Raw genomic sequence first — 24,002 nt, 5'->3', positions numbered from 1 at the left:
ATGCTCGGTCTTTCCCCGCAGCTTGCGGCACTGGTTTTCTTGGTGCTGATCACCCCGGTCTGTGCCTGGGTGGTCTTTACCGATCTGAAATTCATGAAGATCCGCAACAAGGCGGTGATGGCGCTTCTGGTCATCTTCGCGCTGGCGGGTCCGCTGCTGCTGCCGCTCGATGTCTACGCCTGGCGGTGGAGCCATGCGGTCGTCGTCTTTCTCGTGGGTTTCATCCTGAACCAGATCGCACATTTCGGCGCGGGAGACGCGAAATTCGCGGCCGCAGCCGCCCCCTATTTCGCCCATGACGCCTTCCATATCGAACTGACGATGCTGCTCTTGTGCGCCTTCCTGCTCTCGGCCTTCACCGCACATCGCATCATGCGGGCGATTCCGGCGGTGGTGAACGCGACGCCTGACTGGGTCAGCTGGAAGCGCAAGGATTTCCCGATGGGCCTCGCGCTGGTCGGCACGCTCTGGGCCTATCTGCTGATCGTCGCTCTGTCCTGACTTCCGCAACAATTGTTCTCAGGTCGGTGCGCGCTTCGCGCCGATTGCGCTGTTTTTCCCATTTTTGGCCACAATCCGGGGCCATATTGGTGGGGACCACGTCTTCAGGCCCCGGTTTTTTCCAGTCCGGGACGAGCAGCCAAGAGGAAACCGCCCGATGAATATGATGGCCGCGAACGTCATCGCTCCGCCGCTTCCCCGGTCGCTGGACGATACGGGGATCAACCTCGTCATGATGCGGGATATCCTGCTCAAGACGATGTTCCGGACCAATACGGACACGGCCTCGGCGCTGTCGAAACTGATCTGTATTCCGATCACGCTGACGCAGGAACTGATCGACATCTGCCGCAAGCAGGGTCTTGTCGAAGCAATGGGCACGCTTCATGCGAACTCGGGCGGCGAGATGGGCTTCCAACTCTCGGATACCGGAAAGGCGCGCGCGCTCGATGCGCTCAGCCAGTCGGAATATTACGGCGCGATGCCGGTGCCGCTGACCGTCTATCGCGAGCAGGTGAAGCGGCAGTCGATCCGCAACATCCAGCTGACCCGCCAGCAGCTTCTGGGCGCGATGGGGCACCTCATCCTGCCGCCCACGCTGATCGACCAGCTTGGTCCGGCGGTCTCCTCGGGGCGCTCGATCCTGATGTACGGCCCGCCCGGCAACGGGAAATCCTCGATCTCGAACGGCATCCGCGACGCGATCGGCGACAACATCTATATCCCCCGCGCGATCGAATATGCCGGTCAGGTCATCACCGTCTTCGACCCGATCGTTCACACCCCCGCGCCGCTGCCCGAGGAAGATCCGACCGCACTGCGCAAGCGCGGCGTGCAGTTCGACACCCGCTATGTCTATTGCGAGCGCCCGACCGTGATCACCGGTGGTGAATTGTCGCTCGACATGCTCGACCTGAAATACAACAAGACCGCGCGCACCTATACCGCCCCTCTCCAGCTGAAAAGCTCGGGCGGCGTGTTCATCGTGGACGACCTTGGCCGTCAGGCAGAACCGCCGCAGAAACTGGTGAACCGCTGGATCGTTCCGCTCGAGGAAAACCGCGACATTCTCTCGCTGCAATCGGGGGAAAAATTCGAGGTCCCCTTCGACACGCTGGTGATCTTCTCGACCAACTTCCACCCGAACGAAATCTTCGATAAGGCGGCGCTGCGTCGTATCTTCTTCAAGATCAAGATCGACGGTCCCGATCAGGCGGGCTTTCTCAAGATCTTCCAGATGGTCGCGAAGAAGCGCCAGATGCCGCTCGACGAAAAGGCGCTGCTGCATCTGCTCAAGGTGAAATACCCGACGATCGACAATATCTATGCGAACTATCAGCCGATCTTCCTGATCGACCAGATGATCTCGATCTGCGAGTTCGAGGGAATTCCCTACCAGATGACTCCCGAACTGGTGGACCGCGCATGGATGAACATGTTCGTGAAGGACGAGGCGATCGTCCACTAAGCCTTACTGGGCCGCGATGCTTTCGTCGGAGGCGGGGAAATTCTCCGCCTCGACCTGTGCCTGATAGGTGCGCGAAACGGGCACCTCTTCTCCGTCGGCCATCACCAGGAACGTCTTGCCCCGCGCGCGACGGATCGCGCGCACGCCCGTCTGCGCCACCCAATGCGAGCGATGCACCTGCAGACCGGGGGTTCCCTCCGTCTCGGCGATCGCATCGGCGAGGCGCATCAGAAGGCTCGCCTGTCCGGCCTCGGTCACCACATCCACGTAGTGATCGCAGACCGAGAGCCGGATCAGCGGCGCACGAAGCGCCGGCTCGACCCGATCAAGGAGGCGCGGAGCGGGGTCGGGCTCGGGCGGCCGAGCGGGGATGACGCGTTCAACCGCTTTGCGACGCGACCGCCCGTGCAACGGCGCCATCCGCCGCCGCAGGACCGAATTCGCCATCGACAATCCGAAGATATAGCCCAACATGTGGAGCACCCCGAGGTCCGGCAACTCGGGGTCATTCGCGAGCCAAGCGGTGATCTGGAAAATCGGTCCGGCAAGCACGAGTGCCGCAAGCGATGCGACCACCAGAGCCTCTAGCCAGAAAACCCGCAACCTGAACCTGCGCCGCACGAAAATGCGAATTGCGGTACCGATCAGGATCGCCATCCCTACCACGAGCGGCCAGTAGAGAAGACGTCCGCCGAAGCTCATCCCCTCAAGCGAGCCGAAGGGTCCAGCGATGACGCCGAAGGCGGACGCAACGAGCCAGATCACCGGCAATGCCGGGATCTTCAATGCCCGCAAGTAAATCCGCCAGAATTCGGACATGCCGACTTCCCTGAAATCCCGTTACGAAAGAGGTAGCGCAAGGCACCGCTTCGACGCAACGAAAAGGGTCGCGGATTTCTCCTAACGTAAGGGAAACCTTACCTAATTTTAAATCAGGCGGTCAGACCTTCGGGCTCTGGAAGGTTATTCGCACGGCAGCAGGCGGTCACAGTGTTTGCCAGAAGGCATGCGATCGTCATCGGACCGACCCCTCCGGGCACCGGGGTGATCGCGCCCGCGACCTGCGCCGCGCTGTCAAACTCCACATCGCCGACGAGTCGCGTCTTGCCCTCGCCCTTCTCGGGGGCGGGGATGCGGTTGATGCCGACGTCGATCACGGTCGCACCGGGCTTGACCCAGTCGCCGGGGATCATCTGCGGACGGCCCACCGCGGCGACGAGGATGTCTGCGCGGCGGCAGACATCGGCGAGATCCTTGGTGCGGCTATGCGCGATGGTGACCGTGCAGCTGTCGCGCAGCAGAAGTTGCGCCATGGGCTTGCCGACGATATTCGAGCGGCCCACGACCACCGCGTTCAGCCCCGAGAGCGAACCGTGATGGTCGCGCAGCATCATCAGGCAGCCGAGCGGCGTACAGGGCACCATCGCCTTCTGCCCGGTGCCGAGAAGGCCGACATTGAGGATATGGAACCCATCCACGTCCTTGTCAGGGGTGATCGCGTTGATCACCTTTTCCTCGTCGATATGTTGGGGCAGCGGCAGCTGCACGAGAATGCCGTGCACCGCCGGATCGGCGTTGAGTTGCTTTACCAGCGCCAGGAGATCGGCCTCGGGCGTATCCTCGGGCAGCTTGTGCTCGTAGGAGTTCATCCCCGCTTCCAGCGTCTGTTTGCCCTTGTTGCGGACATAGACTTCGGAGGCCGGATCGTCGCCCACCAGCACCACGGCGAGGCCCGGGGTGATGCCATGAACTTCCTTCAGGCGGCTGACATGGCCCGCCACCTTCTCGCGCACCTCGGCTGCGAAGGCTTTCCCGTCGATGATCTTGGCGCTCATGCCTGATCTCCCTTGCCCAGAACTTTCTCTTCCTGCGCGATGAAATGCTCGATCATCTCACGCCACAGACGCTCGGCGAGCCCGGTGTCGAGACCGGCGACCTCCGCCTTGGCGACCACTTTCGCGACGACGTCCTCGACCCGGTCGGGAATGCGCGCGGGCCAGCCATTGCCCTGCTTGAGCTCTGCCGCGCGGTCGATCAGTCGCGCGCGCGCCGCGAGCATCTCGACCAGTTCGCGGTCGAGCGCGTCTATCTCGACGCGCAGCTCCTCCATCGTGTGCAGCTCGGATGGGGCTTTCATCGGCAAGGCTCCTGAGAAACTTGCGCCCCCTATCGCAGCTTGCGCGCTCAAGCTCAAGGCCACCCGCTCAGAACAGCCCTGTGATGCGACCATCCGCATCAAGCCCGATCTTTTCCGCCGCCGGATGGCGTGGCAAGCCGGGCATGGTCATGATCTCACCGCAGATCACCACCACAAACCCGGCGCCCGCCGAAAGCCGCACCTCGCGGATCGGCAAGATGTGGCCCTCAGGCGCCCCGATCAGTGTCGGATCGGAGCTGAAGGAATATTGGGTCTTGGCCATGCAGATCGGCAGCTCTCGATAGCCTGCGGCCTCCCAGTCGCGCAGCTGGTCGAGGATCTTCTTGTCCGCGACCACTTCGCCCGCGTGATAGATCCGCTTCGCGATGACCTCGATCTTGTCGAAGAGGCCCATGTCGTCAGGATAGAGCGGCGCGAAATGCGAGGGGCTTTCCGTCAGCTCAACGATCTTTTCTGCGAGCGCCTCGGCCCCTGCCCCGCCATCCGCCCAATGGGTGCACAGCACCGCCTCGACACCCTGCGCCTCGGCCGCGGCCCGGACTGCCGCGATCTCGGCCTCGGTATCGGCGGTGAAATGGTTGATCGCCACGACGACGGGCACGCCGAACCCCTTGGTGTTGGCGATATGGCGCGCGAGGTTGGCACAGCCCTTCTCGACCGCCGCGACATTCTCGGCGCCAAGATCGGCCTTCGCCACCCCGCCATTCATCTTTAGCGCACGCACCGTAGCCACGACCACCGCAGCACTCGGCGTCAGCCCCGCCTTGCGGCACTTGATGTTGAAGAACTTCTCGGCCCCCAGATCAGCGCCGAATCCCGCTTCGGTCACCACGTAATCGGCCAGCTTCAGGGCCGATTGCGTCGCGATTACCGAATTGCAGCCATGCGCGATATTTGCGAACGGCCCGCCATGCACGAAGGCCGGCGTGCCCTCCAGAGACTGTACGAGGTTCGGCTGCATCGCGTCTTTCAACAACACCACCATCGCGCCATCAGCCCCGATATCCGCGCAGGTGATGGGCGAGTGGTCGCGGCGATAGGCGACTACGATCCGTCCCAGACGCTCCTGCAACTCGTCCAGATCACGGCTCAGGCACAGGCAGGCCATGACCTCGGAGGCCACGGTGATGTCGAAGCCGGTCTGGCGCGGGAAGCCGTTCGACACGCCGCCAAGCGAAACGACGATATCGCGGAGCGCTCGGTCGTTCATATCCACGACGCGTTTCCAACTTACCCGGCGCTCGTCGATCTCGAGGGTGTTCCCCCAGTAGATATGATTGTCGATCATCGCCGCGAGTAGGTTATGCGCCGCCCCGATCGCGTGGAAATCCCCCGTAAAATGGAGGTTCATCGACTCCATCGGCACGACCTGCGCGTAACCACCGCCAGCCGCCCCGCCCTTCATCCCGAAATTCGGGCCGAGCGATGCCTCGCGGATGCAGATGGCGGAGCGCTTGCCGATCCGGGCGAGCCCGTCCCCCAAACCCACCGTCGTCGTCGTCTTGCCCTCGCCTGCGGGCGTCGGCGAGATCGCGGTGACGAGGATCAACTTGCCGCTCTCGCGCCCCTCCAACTCTGCGATGAAGCCCGCGTCGAGTTTCGCTTTATCCCGGCCGTAGGGAATCAGCGCCTCTTCGGGGATGTCGAGTTTCGCGGCAATTTCGGGCATCGGGCGCAGCGACGCTGCGCGCGCGATTTCGATATCGGTGGTCATGATCGTCCTCCTCCAGGGCAAGGATAACCATCTGATTGGGAAGGAAAAGGGAAGGAAGCGACAGACCGCTGGTCTAAATCGTCTCAGCGGACCTCGTCCATCAACTCCCAAGGGCGTTGATCGGGAATGTGCAGGCGCAGCGTGTCACCAATCACGAGCCGGCCCGGACGCTCGACCCAAGCGGTGACGCCCCGACGGCCCTGGGCCGCGGGTTTGTAGCGCTTGCCTTTCTCGGGGTAGATTTCCTCGATCACCTTCCCCGGCAGAACGCAGGCGCGGTTCTCCATGTCGATCACCAGCGTCAGGCCGGTCTCGTTCTGAAGCCGCGACGAGGGCGGGAGGTGGGTCAGGTCCGGCAGGCCGCGCAGAACGATCGAAGCTCCGACCCATGTGGGGTCAAGCTCGGGGATACCCATGGCGAAGGCGGTTTCGGCCAGTTCCTCCGCCGAGAGGATCGTCATCTGCCGGACATTGGCGATCTCGGTGTCGCGCTCATGCTGATCCGTCACACGCGAGCACGACGCCCGGGTCCGTCCCGCATGCAGTTCGCCCACAGGGCCATCGAACGTGAATTCCAATGCTTCGACGGGGGTGGACACCAATTCCCCTTCGGTCGTGACGCGGCCAAGCCAGACGACTTCACCTTGGTATTGCGTCGGTTTGAGCGCGGCCATCAGCCCCCCAGTGTCAACACGATGAACAAGCGCCGGAACGGGAAAAGAACGCTCCCATCGGCCCTCGAAGGATAGACTTTCTCGAGCGCGCTTTCATAGCGTTCGATAAGCACTTGCGCCTCGGTGTCACCCAGTTGCGTCAGGAAAGGACGCATCGCCGTCGACTCGGTGAAGCGGCGCACCGGATGGGCGCCGGGGGTGGGCGCAAGCTGCTGCAGATATTCCGTGCTCCAGATGTCGAACGCGCCGAAGGACGAGAGCATTTTCGCGTACTCCACCGGTGAGGCCACAGGCGGCACCCATCCGGTGAAATCGAAGCGGTCGGGGAACATTTCCTGCGCCAGATCGCGCAGGATACGATGCGACGGAGCGCTTTGCTGCGCGGGCATCTGGACCGCAAGCACACCGCCCTCACGCATCGACCCGGCAAGGCGCGGGAAAAGCTCGGCGTGATCGGGCAGCCAATGCAGCGCAGCGTTCGAGAAGATCATCGCGGGCGGTTTGTTCGGAGTCCACTGCGCGATATCGGCCAGATCGCAGCGGTGATAGGCGCCGGTCGCGGCGGCCCGTTGCAGCATCGGCTCGGAGTTGTCGACACCGACCAGCTTGCGCTTGGGATAGTGGTGGCTGAGCGCCTCGGCCACTGCGCCATTGCCGCAGCCGAGGTCGATGATCTTGCCGCGTTCAGGCAAGGTCGGGATACGCGCGATCAGATCGAGCGCCGGACGCAGCCGCAAATCGCGAAACCGGCTATAGGCATCGGGATCCCAGTCCCGCGCGCCCGTTCCGGCGATCGTGCCCTCGCCCATCGGTCCCTTCCTCCCCGTCAGGCCGAGGGCTCGGGCGAGGTTTCCGCCCCGCCATCGCCCTTGTCCTTTTTCTTCGCGGTCTTGGGAAGCGCGGTCACCGAGGGCAGGCTGCCCGAAGACCCATCATCGCTATCCCCGCCAAGCGGATCCCCCGCGAGCACCTTCTTGATTTCGTCGCCGGTCAGGGTCTCGTATTCGAGCAGGCCCTGAGCCAGACGCTCCCAGTCGTCGTGACGTTCGTGGAGGATGCGGCGGGCTTCCTGGTAGCCCTCTTCGATCAGCGCGCGCACCTCTTCCTCGATCAGCTCTTTCGTCTTGGTCGAGACCGAGAAGCCGGCGGTGTTGCCCTGATAGCCCTCATGCGCCTCGGCATAGTCGATATTGCCGACCTTGTCGGACATACCCCAGCGCATCACCATCGCACGTGCAATGGCAGACGCCTGCTGAATGTCGCCCGCCGGGCCGTTCGAAACATGCTCTTCGCCCCATTTCAGGATCTCGGCCGCCTTGCCCGCCATGGTCATGGCGATCTTCTGCTTGGCCTCGTCCTTGTGGTAATTGAGCTTGTCCATCTCCGGCAGCGACACGACCATACCAAGCGCCTGACCGCGCGGGATGATCGTCGCCTTGTAGACCGGATCGCATTTGGGCAGCGACAGGCCGACGATGGCGTGACCGGCCTCGTGATAGGCGGTCATTTCCTTCTGCTCGGGCGTGAGCACCATCGAACGGCGCTCGACACCCAGCATCACCTTGTCCTTGGCATTCTCGAAATCTTCCATCGAGACGAAGCGACGGCCCACACGGGCAGCCATCAGCGCCGCCTCGTTGACGAGGTTCATCAGGTCCGCCCCCGAGAAGCCCGGCGTGCCGCGCGCGATGGTGCGCAGATCGACATCGGGCCCAACGGGAACCTTGCGAGCATGGACGGTGAGGATCTTCTCGCGGCCTTTGATATCGGGGTTCGGCACGTGGATCTGACGGTCGAAACGGCCCGGACGCAGCAGCGCGGGGTCAAGCACATCTTTGCGGTTGGTCGCCGCGATGATGATGATGCCTTCATTCGCCTCGAAGCCGTCCATCTCGACGAGGAGCTGGTTGAGGGTCTGTTCGCGTTCGTCATTGCCGCCACCGATGCCGACGCCGCGTGCGCGGCCGACCGCGTCGATCTCGTCGATGAAGACGATGCAGGGCGCGTTCTTCTTGGCCTGCTCGAACATGTCGCGCACGCGGCTTGCGCCGACGCCCACGAACATCTCGACGAAGTCGGAGCCCGAGATGGTGAAGAAGGGAACACCCGCCTCACCAGCGATGGCGCGCGCGAGAAGCGTCTTACCGGTGCCCGGAGGGCCCACGAGCAGCGCGCCTTTCGGGATCTTGCCGCCAAGACGCGAGAATTTTTGCGGGTTGCGCAGGAATTCGACGATCTCTTCAAGCTCTTCCTTGGCTTCGTCGATGCCGGCCACGTCGTCGAAGGTCACGCGGCCATGCTTTTCGGTCAGCAGCTTCGCCTTGGACTTGCCGAAGCCCATCGCGCCGCCTTTGCCGCCGCCCTGCATCCGGTTCATGAAGAAGATCCAGATCCCGATCAGCACGAGGAAGGGAAGCCAGACACCCAGCAGGGACATGAAGCCCGATTGCTGTTGTTTGACGACGCGCACCGAAACGCCCTTGCCGATCAGCTTTTCGGCGATCGGATCTTCGATCGGCTTGATCGTGGTGAAGGTCGTGCCGTCGGCGAGCTGGTAGCGCACCTCTTCACCGTCGAGCTGGACGGTCTTCACCTCGCCCTTGTCCACGGCGTCCATGAATTCCGAGTAGGTCGCCTGGGTCGAGTTCATCGAAGATTGCCCGTCACCGAAAAGGTTGAACAGGGCCAAAATCAGCAGGAACAGCACCGCCCAGAAGGCCAGATTGCGCGCATTGCCCAAAGGATATCCTCCAATCGTACCGGGCAACTGACCACCGGTCGCCGCCTCTGTCCTGTGAAAATAGGCATTACGCGCCCGGGTTCAACGTCCAAATAGCCAAGCGGCGAATGCGCCGCGGGAAATCCGCGCGGTCCACCCTTCCGCGAGCCCCGCAAGCGGCGCGGCGACAAGGCGTTCGCCTGCCCAGATCGCAGGGCTTGCCAACAGTGATGCGCGCGGCAGACCGGTCTCGCGCCAGTCGGGGCATTGACGCAAACCCTCCGCGCCCAGCACCGCGATCTCAAGTCCCTCGCCTTCAGGGCCGACGACGTCCCAGCGATCCCAGTTTTCCCCGACAGGAACGCGCAAATCGCGGACGGCACGCGCCTCGCGGGTGATGCGGATTTCGCTTTCGTTCACGGTGATGCGGCAGCCATGCAGCGTGCGATCGCGCTTCTCCCGCCAGTTGGTCAGGAAGGTTTCGACCTTCGTCGCGCGCGGCGCGTAATCGGCGCCCGACACCCAGCGCAGCGCCGCGACGATCAACCGGCGCTGCATCTCGGGGTCGATTTCACGGAGAAAGGCTTGCGCGTCAATCAACAGATCCCCCGCGACCTCACGAACATGTGCGCCCACCAGCCGTCCCAGCGCGAAGCCGAGCGCGCTTTCGGCCATCTCCAGGTGATGCATCGACGCCGCGATCTTTTCCGCCGTGATCCCGAGCGGGCGCAGCGCGGCGAGGGCCTTGCGCGCCTTCACTCGGTCAAAGCGCTCGTTCTCGTTGCTCGGGTCCTCGATCCAGACGATGTCGTGGCGGCTCAGGTAGCTGCGCAGCTCGGCGCGGCTCTGCGTCAGGAACGGCCGCGCCCAAAGCACGCCCTCGGCGGTGAACCTCCGCCGCATGCCCGAAAGCCCTTCCAGCCCCGCCTCGCGTGAAAGCCGCATCAGGAACGTCTCGGCCTGATCGTCGCGGGTATGGCCAAGCGCCACGATGCCGATCCCGCGCTCGCGTGCCCAAGCCCCGATCAGCGACAGCCGCGCCCGGCGCGCAGCATCCATCAAGTTGCCTTCGGCGGCGTGCCCATCCCAATGCAGGATCCGATGAGGAATGCCTCGTCCCGCGCAGAAGCGGGCCACGAAAGCCGCCTCGTCCGCGGCCTCCGGACGCAGGCCGTGATCGACGGTCACCGCCTCGACCTCGTGAAACTGCGCCAGAAGCGTCAGCGTCGCCATCGAATCCGAACCTCCCGAGACGGCGACGCCGATCCGGGTGCGGATGTTTTCGGGAAAGGTGTGAAAAGCACTGTCGGCCCAGTGGTGGAGCCAGGCGTCTTCGGGAGAGATCTCGCCCCGCCCGACCGCCTCCATCCGGGCGGCCGCGCGGGTCGTGAAATCGTCGTTTACGGGCATCCCAGCGATTGCCGCGCGGTTTGCGCCTCGCTGGCCGCCGAGGAGCCGGGGAACCGCACGCCGACCTGACCGAGCGTCGTGCAGGCCTCGTTGGTCTGACCGAGCTGTCCCAGTGCTTTGCCGAGCGAAAGCAGGTTGTCGCCCGCTCGCGCGCCACTCGGATCGGCGGAGAACCCGTCGAGCCAGGAGCGCGCCGCCGCCCCTGTATCGCCCTGCTGCTGAAGCGCGAGACCGCGATAATACATCGCGTCCCCGGTCAGGGGCGAACCAGGATAGGTTTGCTTGAAGGTATTGAATAGATCGGCCGCCGAAGCGTAATCTCCCGCGTCATAGGCCTTCTTGCCAGCGTCGTAATCGGCTTTTTCGTTGATCGCGAGATCCGGGCCAGTCGAGGCATCTGGCGCGGGCGCGGTCACCGAGGGCGCGCTGCCCGCAGCCCCGCCGCCCAGCGGCTTGGTGGCCCCGAGGGTGGAGATGTCGCAGTTGTCCTCCATCTCGCAAACCCGATATTCGAGATCGCCCACACGGTTCGTGCCATCGGCGACGACCCGGTTGATGCGGTTCTCGAGCCCTTCGACGCGGTCGGTCAGATGGCTCAGCGAGAGCTCCATCGAATCCATCCGTTGAAGCGCCGAGGCACCGCCGGCCTTTTGCAGGCCAGCCGCGCCCGAGGCCTTCAGCTCCTGGCGGAGGCTGTCGATCTCGGACTGAAGCTGACCCAGCTCGGTCTTGATGTCAGCCAGCGTCTGGGCGCGGTTCGCGTCCTGCGCCAGCACCGGCGCGGCAGACAAAACCGCCGCGCTCAGAAGCAAAGCCCGCAGCATCGGCCGTTAGCTCCCGACCGCCGATTGCGAGATCACGGTGACCGCGCGACGGTTCTTCGAGTAGCATTCCTCGGTCGAGCAGATCGCGAGCGGACGCTCCTTGCCGTAGGACACCGTGCGCAGACGGTTGGCGGTGACACCCTGGCTGATCAGGTATTCCTGCACGGCCGAGGCACGACGCGCACCAAGTGCGAGGTTGTATTCACGGGTGCCCTGCTCGTCGGCATGGCCTTCGATGATCGCGGTGTAGGTCGGGTGGCTCACGAGCCAGCTCGCCTGCTGCGTCAGGATCGAGCGCGCGGTGTCCGTCAGGGTCGACTGGTCAACCTGGAAATGGACCATATCGCCGATCGTCTGGGCGAAATAGGCCGGCGAGTTCGGGTCGTTGATGCTGCCCTGGGTGATGCCGCCCGCACCGCCCGGACCGAGCGTGCCGCCCGGCCCCGTCGCGCCCGAGCCGTATTTGTCGGGGTTCGAACAGGCCGCGAGGCCGAGGATCGAGATGGCCAGAACGGCCTTCACTGCAAATTTCATTGGTTTCGCCTTTGTTGATCTGCCCTTTGCGGGCGAGCCTAGCAGTTTCCGTAACGATTGTTAATCCGCCCTCAGGGCAGAAGCGGCGACCAGGCCGGGTCCGAAGCGGGCCCGGGCGTGGGAACTTTCTTGAGGTTGCGACCCGAGATATCGACCGAATAGAGCGAGGCTTGCCCCTCGGCGCCGGGGCTCTCACGGGTGAACATGATCACGCGGCCATTGGGCGACCAGGTCGGGCCTTCGTCGAGGAAGGACGAGGTCAGAAGACGCTCTTCCGAACCGTCCGTTCGCATCACGCCGATATGGAAGCGGCCCTGGTTCTGCTTGGTGAAGGCGATCATGTCCCCGCGCGGCGACCAGACGGGCGTCGAATAGCGGCCGTCGCCAAAGCTGATCCGGGTCGCATCACCGCCCTGCACCGGCATGATATAGAGTTGCTGCGTGCCCGAGCGGTCGGATTCGAACACGATCCGCGAGCCGTCCGGCGAGAAGCTCGGGGAGGTTTCGATCGAGGGCGAGGTGGTCAGGCGCTGGGTCTGCCCCGAAGCCACATCCATCATCCACAGGTCGGTATTGCCGTTCTGCTCCAGCGAATAGACGATCTTTGTCCCGTCCGGCGAGAAACGCGGCGCGAAGGTCATCGTGCCCGGCACCTCGGGTAGCAGCCGCGCCGAGGCGGTCGCAACGTCGAGCATCTTGATGCGCGGGAAGCCGGTCTCGAAGGTGGTATAGAGCACCTTGGTGCCGTCGCGCGAGAAGCGCGGCGCAAGCACGATCGTCGAGGCATCGGTGAGGTAGGTCACGTTCGCCCCGTCGTAATCCATCACCGCGAGGCGCTTCTGGCGGGCGTCCTTCGGGCCGCTCTCCGAGACGAACACGACGCGGCTGTCGAAATAGGGGCCCTCACCGGTGATGCGCGAATAGATCACGTCAGCGACCTTGTGCGCCAGACGCCGCCAGCTGGCGGGAGACGCAGCAAGCTGCTGCCCGTCGCCCATCTGCTGGCCGGAGAAGACGTCGAAGAGGCGGAACTTCACCACCACTTTGCCGCCCTGCATCGCGACCGAGCCCACGACCAGCGCCTGCGCATTGATCGCCTGCCAGTCGGAGTATTTCACCGGAGTCTCGAAACTGGTGATGTTCTGGATATAGGCCGAGCTCGGGATTTCGCGGAACAGGCCCGTGCCCGTCAGATCTCCCGAGATCACCTGGCTGATCTGCGTCGCCAGCTCACCGGCGTCACCCGTTTCGGGGATGAAACCCGCGATCGCGAAGGGCAGCGGCTCGATCACCCCGTCGGTGATCGTGATATGCAGCGGCTCCTGATCCTGCGCGAGTGCCGCGACCGGCCCCAGCAAGAGCGCCACAAGCATGCTCAGAACGAAACGCATCATTTCAAACTCCCTTTCCGGGCCTTGCCCGGTTTGTAACGCGTAAAGGCCCGATCGCACATAACAACCCCATGACAGCGCGCGGAATTTTGCCGATGAGTGATCATTTCATCCTCATCTTCTCGGGGTTGAAATCGATTTCGATCGTCTTCCAGCGGCCGTATTTCTCGGGCGGCAGCGGGAAGCCATCCGAGCCGCAACGCACGATCGCGCGCTTGCCGGCCTCGAAGGCCTGATCCACCGCAGCGCCCGATCCGCCCGACGAGCCCACGAGCCTGATCGAGGAAATGATCGGGTGGCCATCGGGCTGCATATCGACCGAGAGCGTCACCGTCGTGCGCAGCGCATCCGAACTCAGCGCGCCCACGTTCCAGCAGCGCTTAACGTCGACGATGAGCGCGTCCTTCTCACCCGCGGTGATCGGCGGACCGACCGGCGCGTCGCCCGTGCCGCCGGTCCCGGCCCCACCGAGCGCTGCGGCCAAGGCGTCGTTCACCGAAGCGGTATCGACCGGCTTCGCGGGCGTGTCGGGTTTGGGCGCCGCAGGCTTGGAAGCTTCGGGCTTGGAGGCTGCGGCCGTCTCGGTGGGTTTGGGCGCAGGCGGCTTGGGCTTGCCGGAGGGGCGCGGCGAACTCATCGGGGCCGAACTCTCCTGCTTGTCCACGGTCTCGGTCGCCTCGGTCACGATCTCGGTCGTGGCTTCGGGCGGCGCGGCCGCATCCTTGGGCTGCTCCACGACCTTGTCGGCAGGCGCGGTCTCGTCAGGCGTCTCCTGCGGCTGCGCCTGATCGGAGATCTTCGCTTCCGGCGGCGGCTCGGGCGCAGGCGTCGGCGCCACGCGCGGCGCGGGTTTCGGTTTGGGCTTGGCCGAGATCTCGGGCGTCACCGTCTCGGAAGGTTGCTCGACCGGCGGCAGCATTTCGGGCGGCACTTCGGTCACCTCGGTCGGCGCGGGCGGCGCCTGAAGCGCCGCGACATCGGGCTGCGCATCGGGCTCGGGCGCAGGATCGGGCAGCTCCTGGGGCTTCGGCTCGGGCGTCGCTTGTGTCTCGGGCGCGGGCGCTTCCGGCGCAGGCGTCTCGGGCGGCGTTGCCGGGGCCGTGGGCGCGACAGGCTCGGGCGACGGTTGCGGGGCATCCTTAGGCGCCGAGGCCATCAGCGCATTGAAATCCTGCTCCGACATCACCGCGACCTGGCTGATCACCACAGGCTCGCTTTTCTTGGGAAAGAACCATTGACCGCCCGTGACGATCCAGAGGATCGCCCCCACGTGGAGCGCCCCCGATACGCCGTAACCGATCTTGTCCGCGCGGTTCATGCGAGTGTCGCCCCCTGGGCTCAGTTCCCCGCCGGAGCCGTCAGCTGCGGCCCCCCGGTATCGGTGACCAGCGTGATGTTTGCAAAGCCCGCCCCGTTGAGCGCGCCCATCACCTGCACCACCTGCGCATAGGAAATCTTGCCGTCAGCGCGCAGGAAGACCTTGTCGCTTTCCCGCTCTGACGCGATCGCCTTGAGGCGCGCGACCAGCTCGCCTTCGGGCACTTCCGAATTCATCAGCGAGATCTTCCCGTCCGCCTGGATCGAGATCGTGAGCGGCACTTCCTGCTCGGCCGGCACGGCCTTGGCGGCGGTCTTGGGCAGCTCGAGCGGCACACCCACCGTCATCATCGGCGCAGCCACCATGAAGATCACCAGCAGAACCAGCATCACATCGACCATCGGCGTGACGTTGATCTCGGCCATCGCGGCATGGCCGCCGCGCCCGCCGCGACGCCGCCGCGTCCCGCCCGAAGTGCGTTTAACCACCCCCGCGCCCATGTCAGCCGTCCAACTGGCGCGAGAGAATGGTCGAGAACTCGTCGGCAAAGGCCTCGTAATTGCCCGCGATGCGATCGGCATCCGACGAGAGCTTGTTGTAGAAGATCACCGCAGGGATCGCCGCGAGCAGGCCAAGCGCAGTCGCGACCAGCGCCTCGGAGATGCCCGGCGCCACGACCGCGAGCGAGGTGTTTTGCGAAATCGCGATCTCCTCGAAGGCCACCTTGATCCCCCAGACCGTGCCGAACAGGCCCACGAAGGGCGAGATCGAGCCCACGGTCGCGAGGAAGGTCAGCCCGTAATTGAGGTTTTCGGTGACTTTCTGGATCGCGACATCCATCGATCGCTCGATGCGCGCCTGCGCCCCCGCGATCAGCTCCCCATCCTGGCGGTGCGAGCGTCGCCACTCCAACATCCCGGCCGCGAAGATCTGCTGGCTGGCGCCCTCCGGCGTCGGCCCGATCTGGTCGAACAACTCGTCGAGCGGCTCACCCGACCAGAAGGCGCGGTCGAACTGCTCGGCCTCGGCACGCGCGGCACGATAAGCGATGAACTTGCGGATGATGATCGCCCAAGACCAGAAGCTGGCCACGACGAGAATGATCATCACGAGTTTGACGGTGAGCGAGGCGCGCAGAAAGAGCGCAAGCAGGGAGAAGTCGATCTCCTGCGCCATCGCAAGCGAAGTTTGGTCCATGAATACTGCTCGCCGGTTGAGGCCACGTTATCGAGGCTCTGATTGGCAGCGATTCTACCTCAGCGGCAAGAGGAACGCCATAACAACAATGTCACCGCCAGCCGCAAAACCGGCGATTCAATGCAGTTTTCGCGCGAGTTTGCGACGAATATCGGCAGGAAGCCGCTGAGGCGCACCCGCCTCGTTCATGCAGACGATCACGACATTGGCGGAAAAGAGCACCTCTCCGTCACGCTCGACCGTCTGATCCATCATGATCCGCGCCCCGGTCTCGGCGGTGATCTCGGTCGTCACGATCAGTTCGTCATCGTATTTGGCCGAGCGCAGATAGTCCGCCTCGACCCGGCGCACCGCGAAGACAAGCCCGTGATCGGCCTTCAGCGCGGCCTGATCGATGCCGAGCGCGCGGATCAGCTCCGACCGCCCGCGCTCGATGAATTTCAGATAATTGGCGTAAAAGACGATACCCGCGAGATCGGTGTCCTCGTAATAGACCCGGATCGGGAATTCATGCGCCATCCTTGTCCTCCAGATCGGCCTCGCCGACTTCGCGGCTCAGATCGCGCACCACCTGCGCGGCCTCTTCGTGCCGCAGACCGGCCCGCGCGGCAAGGCGCAGAGCATGCGACGGATCGTCCGCGACCGCGGGCATGACCGGATCATAGGCCGCAGCGATCACCGCGGCGATCTCGGGCCGCAGCACCGTGACCCCGCGCGCGACCGCAAGCGGCGAATGCTCGTTAAAGGCGGTGTCCGACCACAGAAGGATCATCTGTACCGCCTGGCTGAGCGCGATCACCTCGGCGGGCACCTCATCCAGCGCCGCATCCATCCGTACGAAGGCGAAACAAGCGCGGATCGCGCCGTCCTTGTCGAAGCGGAAGACCCGGTACTGGTTCGCGCCCTGATCGTCGAGCCGCGCCACGAGGTCCTGCAGCCCGTCGATCAGGTGATCGAGATTGGGTACCTCCAGCAGCTCCTGCCAGTCGCGGAAGAAAAAGATCATCAGGTTGGCGCCCAGCTCGGGATCGGTCTCGGCCATCTTGTGACCGGCCAGCGCCACCACCGCCTCGACGGCCCCCTTCACCGTCGCCAGCGTCTGCGCCTCGACCCCGAAGACGACCGGCACCACGGGCCGCCCCCAGCGCGCGAAAAGATACTCGCCCGAGGCGCGGCGGAAGAGCCCCTCCACCATCTCGCCCGTGATCTGTGCCTGTTCCGACATGTCGCCTCCTCGCTTGCCTGCCCAACCTAGGAGATCGCGGCAAGAGGCGAAAGGGGTCAGCCCCTCGACGCTCACGCACCTCACCTGCGGGATATTTCGATCGAGAAGAAGGAATGATTGCTCTTCCTCTTGGCGAAAACATCCCGGGGGTGAGCCCGCCAGGGCGAGGGGGCGGCGCCCCCTGATCTGCGCTTGCCGCGCTTGCACCTCGCGCCTATAAGGGCGGCATGTTCTTGCTGGCTGCATATCCGCGAATTACTTGCCCGGCGCTCTGACGCGTCAGGGTAGCCGGGATATTGCGCCAAGCCCCGAGGCGTGCCGCGCGCACGCCCTTTCCCTTCCCAAGGACGACTTATCCATGAGTTCCGACCAGACCACCGAGACGACCGCCCCCGATTACCGCGGCACCGTCTTCCTGCCGAAAACCGATTTCCCGATGCGCGCGGGCCTGCCCATGCGCGAGCCCGACTGGCTGGCGCGCTGGGAGAAGATCGGCGTCTATGATCGCCTGCGCGAGAAGGCCGCGAAGGAGAACCGCCCGAGCTTCGTGCTCCATGACGGCCCTCCCTACGCCAACGGCCACCTGCATATCGGCCACGCGCTCAACAAGATCCTGAAGGATTTCATCACGCGCTCGCAGCAGATGATGGGCCGCGATGCGCGCTATGTGCCGGGCTGGGACTGTCACGGGCTGCCGATCGAGTGGAAGATCGAGGAACAGTATCGCGCCAAGGGTCTCGACAAGGACGACGTGGACGTGGTGGCCTTCCGCCGCGAATGCCGCGCCTTTGCCGAAAGCTGGGTCGATATCCAGCGCGAGGAGTTCAAGCGCCTGGGCGTCTATGGCAACTGGGCCGATCCGTACCTCACGATGAACTACCATGCCGAGGCGGTGATCGCCGACGAGTTCATGAAGTTCCTTATGAACGGCACGCTCTATCAGGGTTCCAAGCCCGTGATGTGGTCGCCGGTCGAGAAGACCGCGCTGGCCGAGGCCGAGGTCGAATATCACGACCACACCAGCCACACGATCTGGGTGCGGTTCAAGCCGAAATCGGGCCTTGAGGGCGCCTCGGTCGTGATCTGGACCACGACCCCCTGGACGATCCCGCAGAACCGCGCGGTGGCGTTCAATCCGGGCATCGCTTACGGGCTCTATCGCGTCGATACGCTGGGCGAGAAATCGACCGCCGAGGAAGGCGAACTTCTCGTGTTGGCCGATGCGCTGGCACAATCGGTGATGGATCAGGCGAAGGTCGAGAGCTTCACGCGCGTTCGCGATGTAGAGGCCTCCGAGTTCGAGGGCGTGATCCTGTCGCACCCCTATGCCGGGGTCGAGGGTGCCAATGGCGAGTGGGATTTCGACGTGCCGCTCCTGCCGGGCGATCACGTCACCGACGAGGCGGGGACGGGCTTTGTGCATACCGCGCCCTCGCACGGGGATGACGACTATCAGCTTGGCCTGAAATTCGGCCTGCCGATGACCTATAATGTCGAGCCCGATGGCAGTTACCGCAAGGATCTGCCGCTGTTCGGCGGCGAGGCGATCATCGAGGCCGACGGCAAGGACGGCCCGGCCAATGTCTCCAACATCAAGCAACTGGCCTGGGCCGGAGCGCTTCTGGCCAAGGGCAAGATCAAGCACTCCTACCCGCATAGCTGGCGCTCGAAAGCACCGCTGATCTATCGCAACACGCCGCAATGGTTCGCCGCGATCGACCATACGCTCGACGATGGCATGGGCACCTATGGCGACACGATCCGCAAACGCGCGCTGACCTCGATCGAGGAACTGGTGACCTTTACCCCCGAGAAGGGCAAGAACCGGCTGCACTCGATGATCGAGAACCGCCCGGACTGGGTGCTCAGCCGCCAGCGCGCCTGGGGCGTGCCGCTGACCTGCTTCGTCAAGAAAGGCGCCAAGCCGACCGACGAAGACTTTCTGCTGCGCAATGCCGAGGCGAATGCCCGCATCAAGGCCGCCTTCGAGACCGAGGGCGCGGATGCCTGGTACGAGGACGGGTTCAAGGCGAAGGTTCTCGGCAACCTCGTGAATCCCGACGATTACGAGCAAGTCTTCGACGTGCTCGACGTGTGGTTCGATAGTGGCTCGACCCATGCTTTCGTGCTGCGTGACCGCGCGGACGGGACCGAGGACGGCATCGCCGATGTCTACCTCGAGGGCACCGACCAGCACCGCGGCTGGTTCCATTCCTCGCTGCTGCAGGCCTGCGCCACCAAAGGCCGCGCGCCCTATCGCAACGTGGTGACGCACGGGTTCACGCTCGACGAGAAGGGCATGAAGATGTCCAAGTCGCTCGGCAACACGATCGTGCCCGAGGAAGTCATCAAGCAATACGGCGCGGATATCCTACGCCTCTGGGTGGCGCAGACCGACTTCACCGAGGATCAGCGCATCGGCCCCGAGATCCTGAAAGGGGTCGCGGACAGCTACCGCCGTCTGCGCAACACGCTGCGCTTCATGCTGGGCAACCTTGATGGTTTCACCGAAGCCGAGCGCGTCGATCCGGCGGAGATGCCGGAGCTGGAGCGTTGGGTGCTGCATCGTCTCGCGCAACTCGATGTGGAGGTTCGCAAGGGCTATGACGCGTTCGACTTCCAGGGCGTGTTCCAGCAGCTCTTCAACTTCTGCACGGTGGACCTGTCGGCCTTCTATTTCGACATCCGCAAGGACGCGCTCTATTGCGATGCCGAGGATAGCGACCGCCGCCGCGCGGCCCGTACCGTGCTCGACCTGCTGTTCCACCGCCTGACGACCTGGCTTGCGCCGATCCTCGTCTTCACGATGGAAGACGTGTGGCTGTCGCGCTTCCCCGGTGACGACGTGTCGGTGCACCTGCAGGATATCCCCGAGACGCCCGCCACTTGGGCCGACGAGAGCCTCGCCGCGAAATGGGATGGCATCCGCCGGGCCCGCCGTGTGGTGACGGCGGCGCTGGAAGTGCAGCGCACGGCGAAGGTGATCGGCGCTTCGCTCGAGGCCGCACCGGTGGTGCATGTCGAGGAAGCGGACGTTCTGGGCGCGCTGAAATCGGTGCCCTTCGAGGATCTCTGCATCACCTCGGATATCGCGCTGACCGCCGATCCGGCCCCGCAAGAGGCCTTCCGCCTGCCGGAAGTCGCGGGCATCGCGGTCGTCTTCGAGAAAGCCGAGGGCGAGAAATGCGAGCGCTGCTGGAAGATCCTGCCCGATGTCGGCAGCCACGCCCATCCGGGCACCTGCAAGCGCTGCGACGCCGCGCTGGACTGACGCCAGAGGCCGTTCGAGACCAGAAGGAGGGCATCCCCAAGCGGGATGCCCTTTTCATGTCAGCCAAGGGCGATCAGGACGCGGGCGGCGGCGGCGGGCCAAAGCGGTTCGCGCCCTCGGAACCACGCTGCACCGCGAAATAGATCAGCACCAGCGTACCGATCAGCGGGATCAGCCCGATCAGCACCCACCAGCCCGATTTGTCGTAATCGTGCAGCCTCCGCACCATGACGGCCAGCGAGGGCAGGAAGACCGCCAGCGAGAACAGTGCGCCAAGAAAGGAAATCTCCCGCCCATTCGCGATCGGCGCGAAGAAGATCCGATCGAGCACGCCGAAAGCGAAATTCCCGAGGAAAGTGAAGAGAACGAACCACCAGAATTCCGGGCGCGCCGCGCGGCCCGAGAAGGTGACGTAATTCGAGAAACATTTGCGGATCGCGTCCGTGAAGCTCATCGGGTTGCCTCGTTTGTCAGATCTGCGGTGCGACCAGTCTAAGCCGGGAGAGGCAATCACGTCACTGCGAATATCCGCATGGCCGCATGGCGCGAAATGAGAAAGGGCGCGTATCGCCTGTCGCGACACGCGCCCCGGATCGGTTGGTCTCGGACCGTCTGGCCCGGCTGGCTCAGATCAGACCGGCATGCGCCATCGCGGCGTCGATCGCGGCCTTCGTTTCGGGCAGCAGTTCGGTCAGCGGCAGGCGCACCTCGGCCGAGCAAAGGCCCAGCTTCGACATTGCGTATTTCGCCCCGGCCACGCCCGGTTCGAGGAAGATCGCCATATGCAGCGGCATCAGCTTGTCCTGATAGGTGAGCGCCTTGGCGTAATCGCCCGCCAGCGTCGCCTCCTGGAACTCGGCGCAGAGCTTCGGCGCCACGTTCGCGGTGACCGAGATGCAGCCCACGCCGCCATGCGCGTTGAAACCGAGCGCGGTCGCGTCCTCGCCCGAGAGCTGGATGAAATCGGCACCGCAGGTCATGCGCTGCATCGAAACGCGCTCGAGCTTTCCGGTCGCGTCCTTCACACCGATGATGCGCGGCAGTTTCGCCAGCTCGCCCATCGTCTCGGGGATCATGTCGATCACCGAACGGCCCGGAATGTTGTAGATCACGATCGGCAGTTCGCAGGCATCGTGCAGCGCGGTGTAATGCGCGATCATGCCGCGTTGGGTCGGCTTGTTGTAATAAGGCGTGACCACGAGCGCGGCATCGGCGCCGGTCTTGGCCGCGTGCTGGATCAGCTCCACACCCTCGGCGGTCGAATTCGACCCCGCACCGGCGATGACCGGGATACGGCCCTTCGCGGCCTTCACGACCTCGGTGATCACGGTCATGTGTTCGTCATGGCTGACCGTCGGGCTCTCGCCCGTGGTGCCGACCGGCACGAGGCCGTGGCTGCCCTGATCGATATGCCACTCGACGAGTTTCTTGAGCGTGTCCAGATCCAGCGCGCCGTCCTTGAACGGCGTGATGAGTGCGGGAAGAGACCCTTTGAACATGACACGCTCCTTGGTTTGTTGGGGCCGGGCATTGAGTCGTCCCGGCGGAAATCGGCCGGGTTATAGGCGGTTGCGCGACGCTTGCCAACTTGTGAATCATCCCCATCTGTGAGAGGCCGGTCGCAAAGGGGAAAACCCCGCAAAGACGAGCAGAGATGATGAAACGACGCCACTTCCTCACGGCGCTCGCCGCCACCGGGTTCGCCCTCACGCCCGCCGCCCTGCGCGCGGCCACCGGCGCGCTGGCCGAGGCGCTCGCGGCGGCGAAATCGGGCAACTGGGATACGGCGGAAAATCTTGCACGCCGCGCGGGGCCGCTCGGCTTCGATGTCCTCGAATGGCAGCGTCTCCGGGCGGGCGAAGGCAGCTTCACCGATTACCGCGATTTCGCGACGCGGCGCAGCGATTGGCCCGGCATGCCCTACCTGCGCGAGAAGGGAGAAGCGACGCTCGCCGGCATCCCACCCGAACAGGTGATCACCTATTTCAAGCTCGGCCCACCGCAAACCGGCACCGGCGCGCTGGCCCTGATCGCGGCGCATCTAGCGCTTGGTCAGAAAACGGAGGCCGCAAAGACCGCCGGGCAGGTCTGGCGCGAGTTGCCTCTGAGCGCGGATGAGCAGGCACAGTTCCTCGCCGATTACCCGGAACTGGTCGCCCCCCATCACGGCGGTCGGATGCAAGTGATGCTCGATCGCGGCCGTCTGGCCGATGCGCGCCGCATGCTGTCTCTGGTCACGCCCGGCACCGAGTCCGTCGCGCGCGCCCGGATCGCCCTGCAGGCCCGCCAAGGCGGGGTCGACGACCTTATCGCGAAAGTGCCCGAATACATGGTCGCGCGCTCGGCGGGGCTTGCCCGCGATCGCGCGTGGTGGCGCTGGCGCGAGGGGCTGGAAGATGGCGCGGCCGAGCTGATCCTGGAGCGTTCCGCGAGCGCAGCCGATCTCGAGGATCCCGCGCTCTGGGCCGATCTGCGTGCGGCCCAGGCGCGCTGGGATCTGCGCAACGGCAATGTCGAACGCGCCTACAAGCTCGCGGTCGCGCACCATCTCGAGCCCGGCGGCGCGGATTATGCCGATCTCGAATGGGTGGCGGGGTTCGCGGCTCTCAAGCTTGGTGATGCAGCGACCGCGCAGACCCACTTCCACAATCTCGAAAAGGCGGTGGATGGACCGATCTCCTCGGCCCGCGCCTATTATTGGCAGGGTCGTGCGCTCGAGCGGATGGGCAAGACCGATGAAGCTAAGGCCGCATGGGCAAACGGGGCGATCCTGCAAGATGCCTATTACGGGCTGCTCTCGGCCGAACGTCTCGGCAAACCCCTGCCCCCAGATTTCGCGAAAGGGCCAGAGCTGCCCGACTGGAACGAATACAAGTTCCGGCATAGTTCGGTCTTTCAGGCCGCCCAGCTGCTCTACGATGCCGACGAAAAGGATCTCGCCGCGCGGTTCGTATTGCATCTCGAGGAAAGCCTCGGCCCGGGTAATTTCGGGGCGCTCGCGAAATATGCGCTCGAACAGAATGACGACTATCTCGCCCTGATCATCGGCAAGCGCGCGGCGCTGAAAGGTGAGATCATCGCTGAGGCGCTGTGGCCCATTCCGGGGCTGACGAGCCATGAACTGGGCGTTCCCGAGGAGTTGGTTCTGGCCGTGGCCCGGCGCGAAAGCCAGTTCGCGATCGGGGTCGGCAGCCATGTCGGCGCGCAAGGCCTGATGCAGCTGATGCCCGGCACGGCAAAGATGATGGCGACGAAGACCGGCCTGCCCTACAACTATGCTCGGCTGACGACGGACGCGACCTATAACCTCAGGCTCGGCGGGGCCTATCTGGCCCAACTGCGCGACGAGTTCGGTCCCTCGGCGGTGCTGGTCGCGACGGGCTACAATGCCGGACCGGGCCGCCCGCGCCGCTGGATCGAGGAGTTGGGCGATCCGCGCATCGGTACTGTCGACGTGGTCGACTGGGTCGAGATGATCCCCTTCACCGAGACCCGCAATTACGCAATGCGGGTGGCCGAGGCGATCCCGCCCTACCGCGCACGACTGGGCAAACCGGAGGTGAAATTCACCGATATCCTGCGCGGGTTGGCGGGCTGA

At 64.5% G+C, this 24,002-nt stretch carries 22 protein-coding genes; 4 read left to right on the top strand and 18 right to left on the bottom strand.

Annotation, left to right across the window (positions count from 1 at the left end):
- Positions 1 to 501 (top strand): prepilin peptidase, encoded by a 501-nt coding sequence (locus BMI90_RS10485; protein ID WP_078529157.1) that lies wholly within the window; start codon positions 1 to 3, stop codon positions 499 to 501.
- Positions 502 to 658: 157 nt separating this feature from the next.
- Complete coding sequence (locus BMI90_RS10480; RefSeq protein ID WP_078529155.1) at positions 659 to 1,969, top strand: ATPase; 1,311 nt, start codon at positions 659 to 661, stop codon at positions 1,967 to 1,969.
- Positions 1,970 to 1,972: 3 nt separating this feature from the next.
- Here BMI90_RS10480 and BMI90_RS10475 read toward each other — a convergent pair whose 3' ends face one another.
- The 16 genes from BMI90_RS10475 to BMI90_RS10400 all read right to left on the bottom strand — a co-directional run bounded on the left by BMI90_RS10475 (position 1,973) and on the right by BMI90_RS10400 (position 17,133).
- Positions 1,973 to 2,788: a LytTR family DNA-binding domain-containing protein gene (locus BMI90_RS10475; protein ID WP_078529153.1), complete on the bottom strand. Its 816-nt coding sequence runs from the start codon at positions 2,786 to 2,788 to the stop codon at positions 1,973 to 1,975.
- Between the two features lie 113 nt (positions 2,789 to 2,901).
- Positions 2,902 to 3,804, bottom strand: a complete 903-nt coding sequence (gene folD, locus BMI90_RS10470) for a bifunctional methylenetetrahydrofolate dehydrogenase/methenyltetrahydrofolate cyclohydrolase FolD (RefSeq protein ID WP_078529151.1) — start codon at positions 3,802 to 3,804, stop codon at positions 2,902 to 2,904.
- A complete protein-coding gene (locus BMI90_RS10465) occupies positions 3,801 to 4,106 on the bottom strand; it encodes a chorismate mutase (protein WP_078529149.1) in 306 nt (101 codons plus the stop codon). The genes folD and BMI90_RS10465 overlap by 4 nt, the downstream gene beginning before the upstream one ends.
- A 67-nt stretch (positions 4,107 to 4,173) precedes the next feature.
- On the bottom strand, positions 4,174 to 5,841 hold the full coding sequence (locus tag BMI90_RS10460) for a formate--tetrahydrofolate ligase (protein ID WP_078529147.1): 1,668 nt from the start codon (positions 5,839 to 5,841) through the stop codon (positions 4,174 to 4,176).
- Between the two features lie 83 nt (positions 5,842 to 5,924).
- Positions 5,925 to 6,515, bottom strand: coding sequence for a sulfurase (locus BMI90_RS10455; protein WP_078529145.1), 591 nt, complete (start codon positions 6,513 to 6,515; stop codon positions 5,925 to 5,927).
- Positions 6,515 to 7,324, bottom strand: coding sequence for a methyltransferase domain-containing protein (locus BMI90_RS10450; RefSeq protein WP_078529143.1), 810 nt, complete (start codon positions 7,322 to 7,324; stop codon positions 6,515 to 6,517). The genes BMI90_RS10455 and BMI90_RS10450 overlap by 1 nt, the downstream gene beginning before the upstream one ends.
- 17 nt (positions 7,325 to 7,341) lie before the next feature.
- Positions 7,342 to 9,255, bottom strand: coding sequence for an ATP-dependent zinc metalloprotease FtsH (gene ftsH, locus BMI90_RS10445; RefSeq protein WP_078529141.1), 1,914 nt, complete (start codon positions 9,253 to 9,255; stop codon positions 7,342 to 7,344).
- Between the two features lie 81 nt (positions 9,256 to 9,336).
- On the bottom strand, positions 9,337 to 10,644 hold the full coding sequence (tilS, locus tag BMI90_RS10440) for a tRNA lysidine(34) synthetase TilS (RefSeq protein ID WP_245795039.1): 1,308 nt from the start codon (positions 10,642 to 10,644) through the stop codon (positions 9,337 to 9,339).
- Complete coding sequence (gene ybgF, locus BMI90_RS10435) at positions 10,635 to 11,465, bottom strand: tol-pal system protein YbgF (RefSeq protein ID WP_078529589.1); 831 nt, start codon at positions 11,463 to 11,465, stop codon at positions 10,635 to 10,637. Before ybgF ends, tilS begins: the two co-directional genes overlap by 10 nt.
- A gap of 9 nt (positions 11,466 to 11,474) precedes the next feature.
- Entirely contained in the window at positions 11,475 to 12,002 is a 528-nt protein-coding gene (gene pal / locus BMI90_RS10430; RefSeq protein WP_078529139.1) for a peptidoglycan-associated lipoprotein Pal, read from the bottom strand.
- Positions 12,003 to 12,073: 71 nt separating this feature from the next.
- Positions 12,074 to 13,375, bottom strand: a complete 1,302-nt coding sequence (gene tolB / locus BMI90_RS10425) for a Tol-Pal system beta propeller repeat protein TolB (protein ID WP_245795049.1) — start codon at positions 13,373 to 13,375, stop codon at positions 12,074 to 12,076.
- A gap of 121 nt (positions 13,376 to 13,496) precedes the next feature.
- A complete protein-coding gene (locus BMI90_RS10420; RefSeq protein ID WP_078529135.1) occupies positions 13,497 to 14,711 on the bottom strand; it encodes a hypothetical protein in 1,215 nt (404 codons plus the stop codon).
- A 20-nt stretch (positions 14,712 to 14,731) separates the two neighbouring features.
- Positions 14,732 to 15,211, bottom strand: coding sequence for a protein TolR (tolR, locus tag BMI90_RS10415; RefSeq protein WP_078529133.1), 480 nt, complete (start codon positions 15,209 to 15,211; stop codon positions 14,732 to 14,734).
- A gap of 1 nt (position 15,212) precedes the next feature.
- Positions 15,213 to 15,908, bottom strand: coding sequence for a protein TolQ (tolQ, locus tag BMI90_RS10410; protein ID WP_078529131.1), 696 nt, complete (start codon positions 15,906 to 15,908; stop codon positions 15,213 to 15,215).
- 117 nt (positions 15,909 to 16,025) lie between these two features.
- Positions 16,026 to 16,427 carry a tol-pal system-associated acyl-CoA thioesterase gene (ybgC, locus tag BMI90_RS10405; protein ID WP_078529129.1) on the bottom strand — a complete coding sequence of 134 codons (402 nt, stop codon included), beginning with the start codon at positions 16,425 to 16,427 and terminating at the stop codon, positions 16,026 to 16,028.
- Positions 16,417 to 17,133 (bottom strand): hypothetical protein, encoded by a 717-nt coding sequence (locus BMI90_RS10400; protein ID WP_245795040.1) that lies wholly within the window; start codon positions 17,131 to 17,133, stop codon positions 16,417 to 16,419. The genes ybgC and BMI90_RS10400 overlap by 11 nt, the downstream gene beginning before the upstream one ends.
- Positions 17,134 to 17,491: 358 nt before the next feature.
- Between BMI90_RS10400 and ileS the strand changes: the two genes are divergently transcribed.
- On the top strand, positions 17,492 to 20,404 hold the full coding sequence (ileS, locus tag BMI90_RS10395; RefSeq protein WP_078529127.1) for an isoleucine--tRNA ligase: 2,913 nt from the start codon (positions 17,492 to 17,494) through the stop codon (positions 20,402 to 20,404).
- 73 nt (positions 20,405 to 20,477) lie between these two features.
- On the opposite strand, the gene BMI90_RS10390 is transcribed toward ileS, so the two are convergent.
- A complete protein-coding gene (locus tag BMI90_RS10390) occupies positions 20,478 to 20,858 on the bottom strand; it encodes a DUF805 domain-containing protein (RefSeq protein ID WP_078529125.1) in 381 nt (126 codons plus the stop codon).
- Positions 20,859 to 21,030: 172 nt separating this feature from the next.
- Positions 21,031 to 21,903 (bottom strand): 4-hydroxy-tetrahydrodipicolinate synthase, encoded by an 873-nt coding sequence (gene dapA, locus BMI90_RS10385; protein ID WP_078529123.1) that lies wholly within the window; start codon positions 21,901 to 21,903, stop codon positions 21,031 to 21,033.
- Between the two features lie 158 nt (positions 21,904 to 22,061).
- Here dapA and BMI90_RS10380 point away from each other — a divergent pair, with 158 nt between their 5' ends.
- Positions 22,062 to 24,002, top strand: a complete 1,941-nt coding sequence (locus BMI90_RS10380) for a lytic transglycosylase domain-containing protein (protein WP_168172755.1) — start codon at positions 22,062 to 22,064, stop codon at positions 24,000 to 24,002.

The sequence above is a fragment of the Thioclava sp. L04-15 genome, from assembly GCF_002020275.1.
Taxonomy (GTDB): Bacteria; Pseudomonadota; Alphaproteobacteria; order Rhodobacterales; family Rhodobacteraceae; genus Thioclava; species Thioclava marina.
The sequence above is the reverse complement of the archived record's forward strand: the minus strand, read 5'-3'. Positions and strand labels throughout refer to the sequence as shown.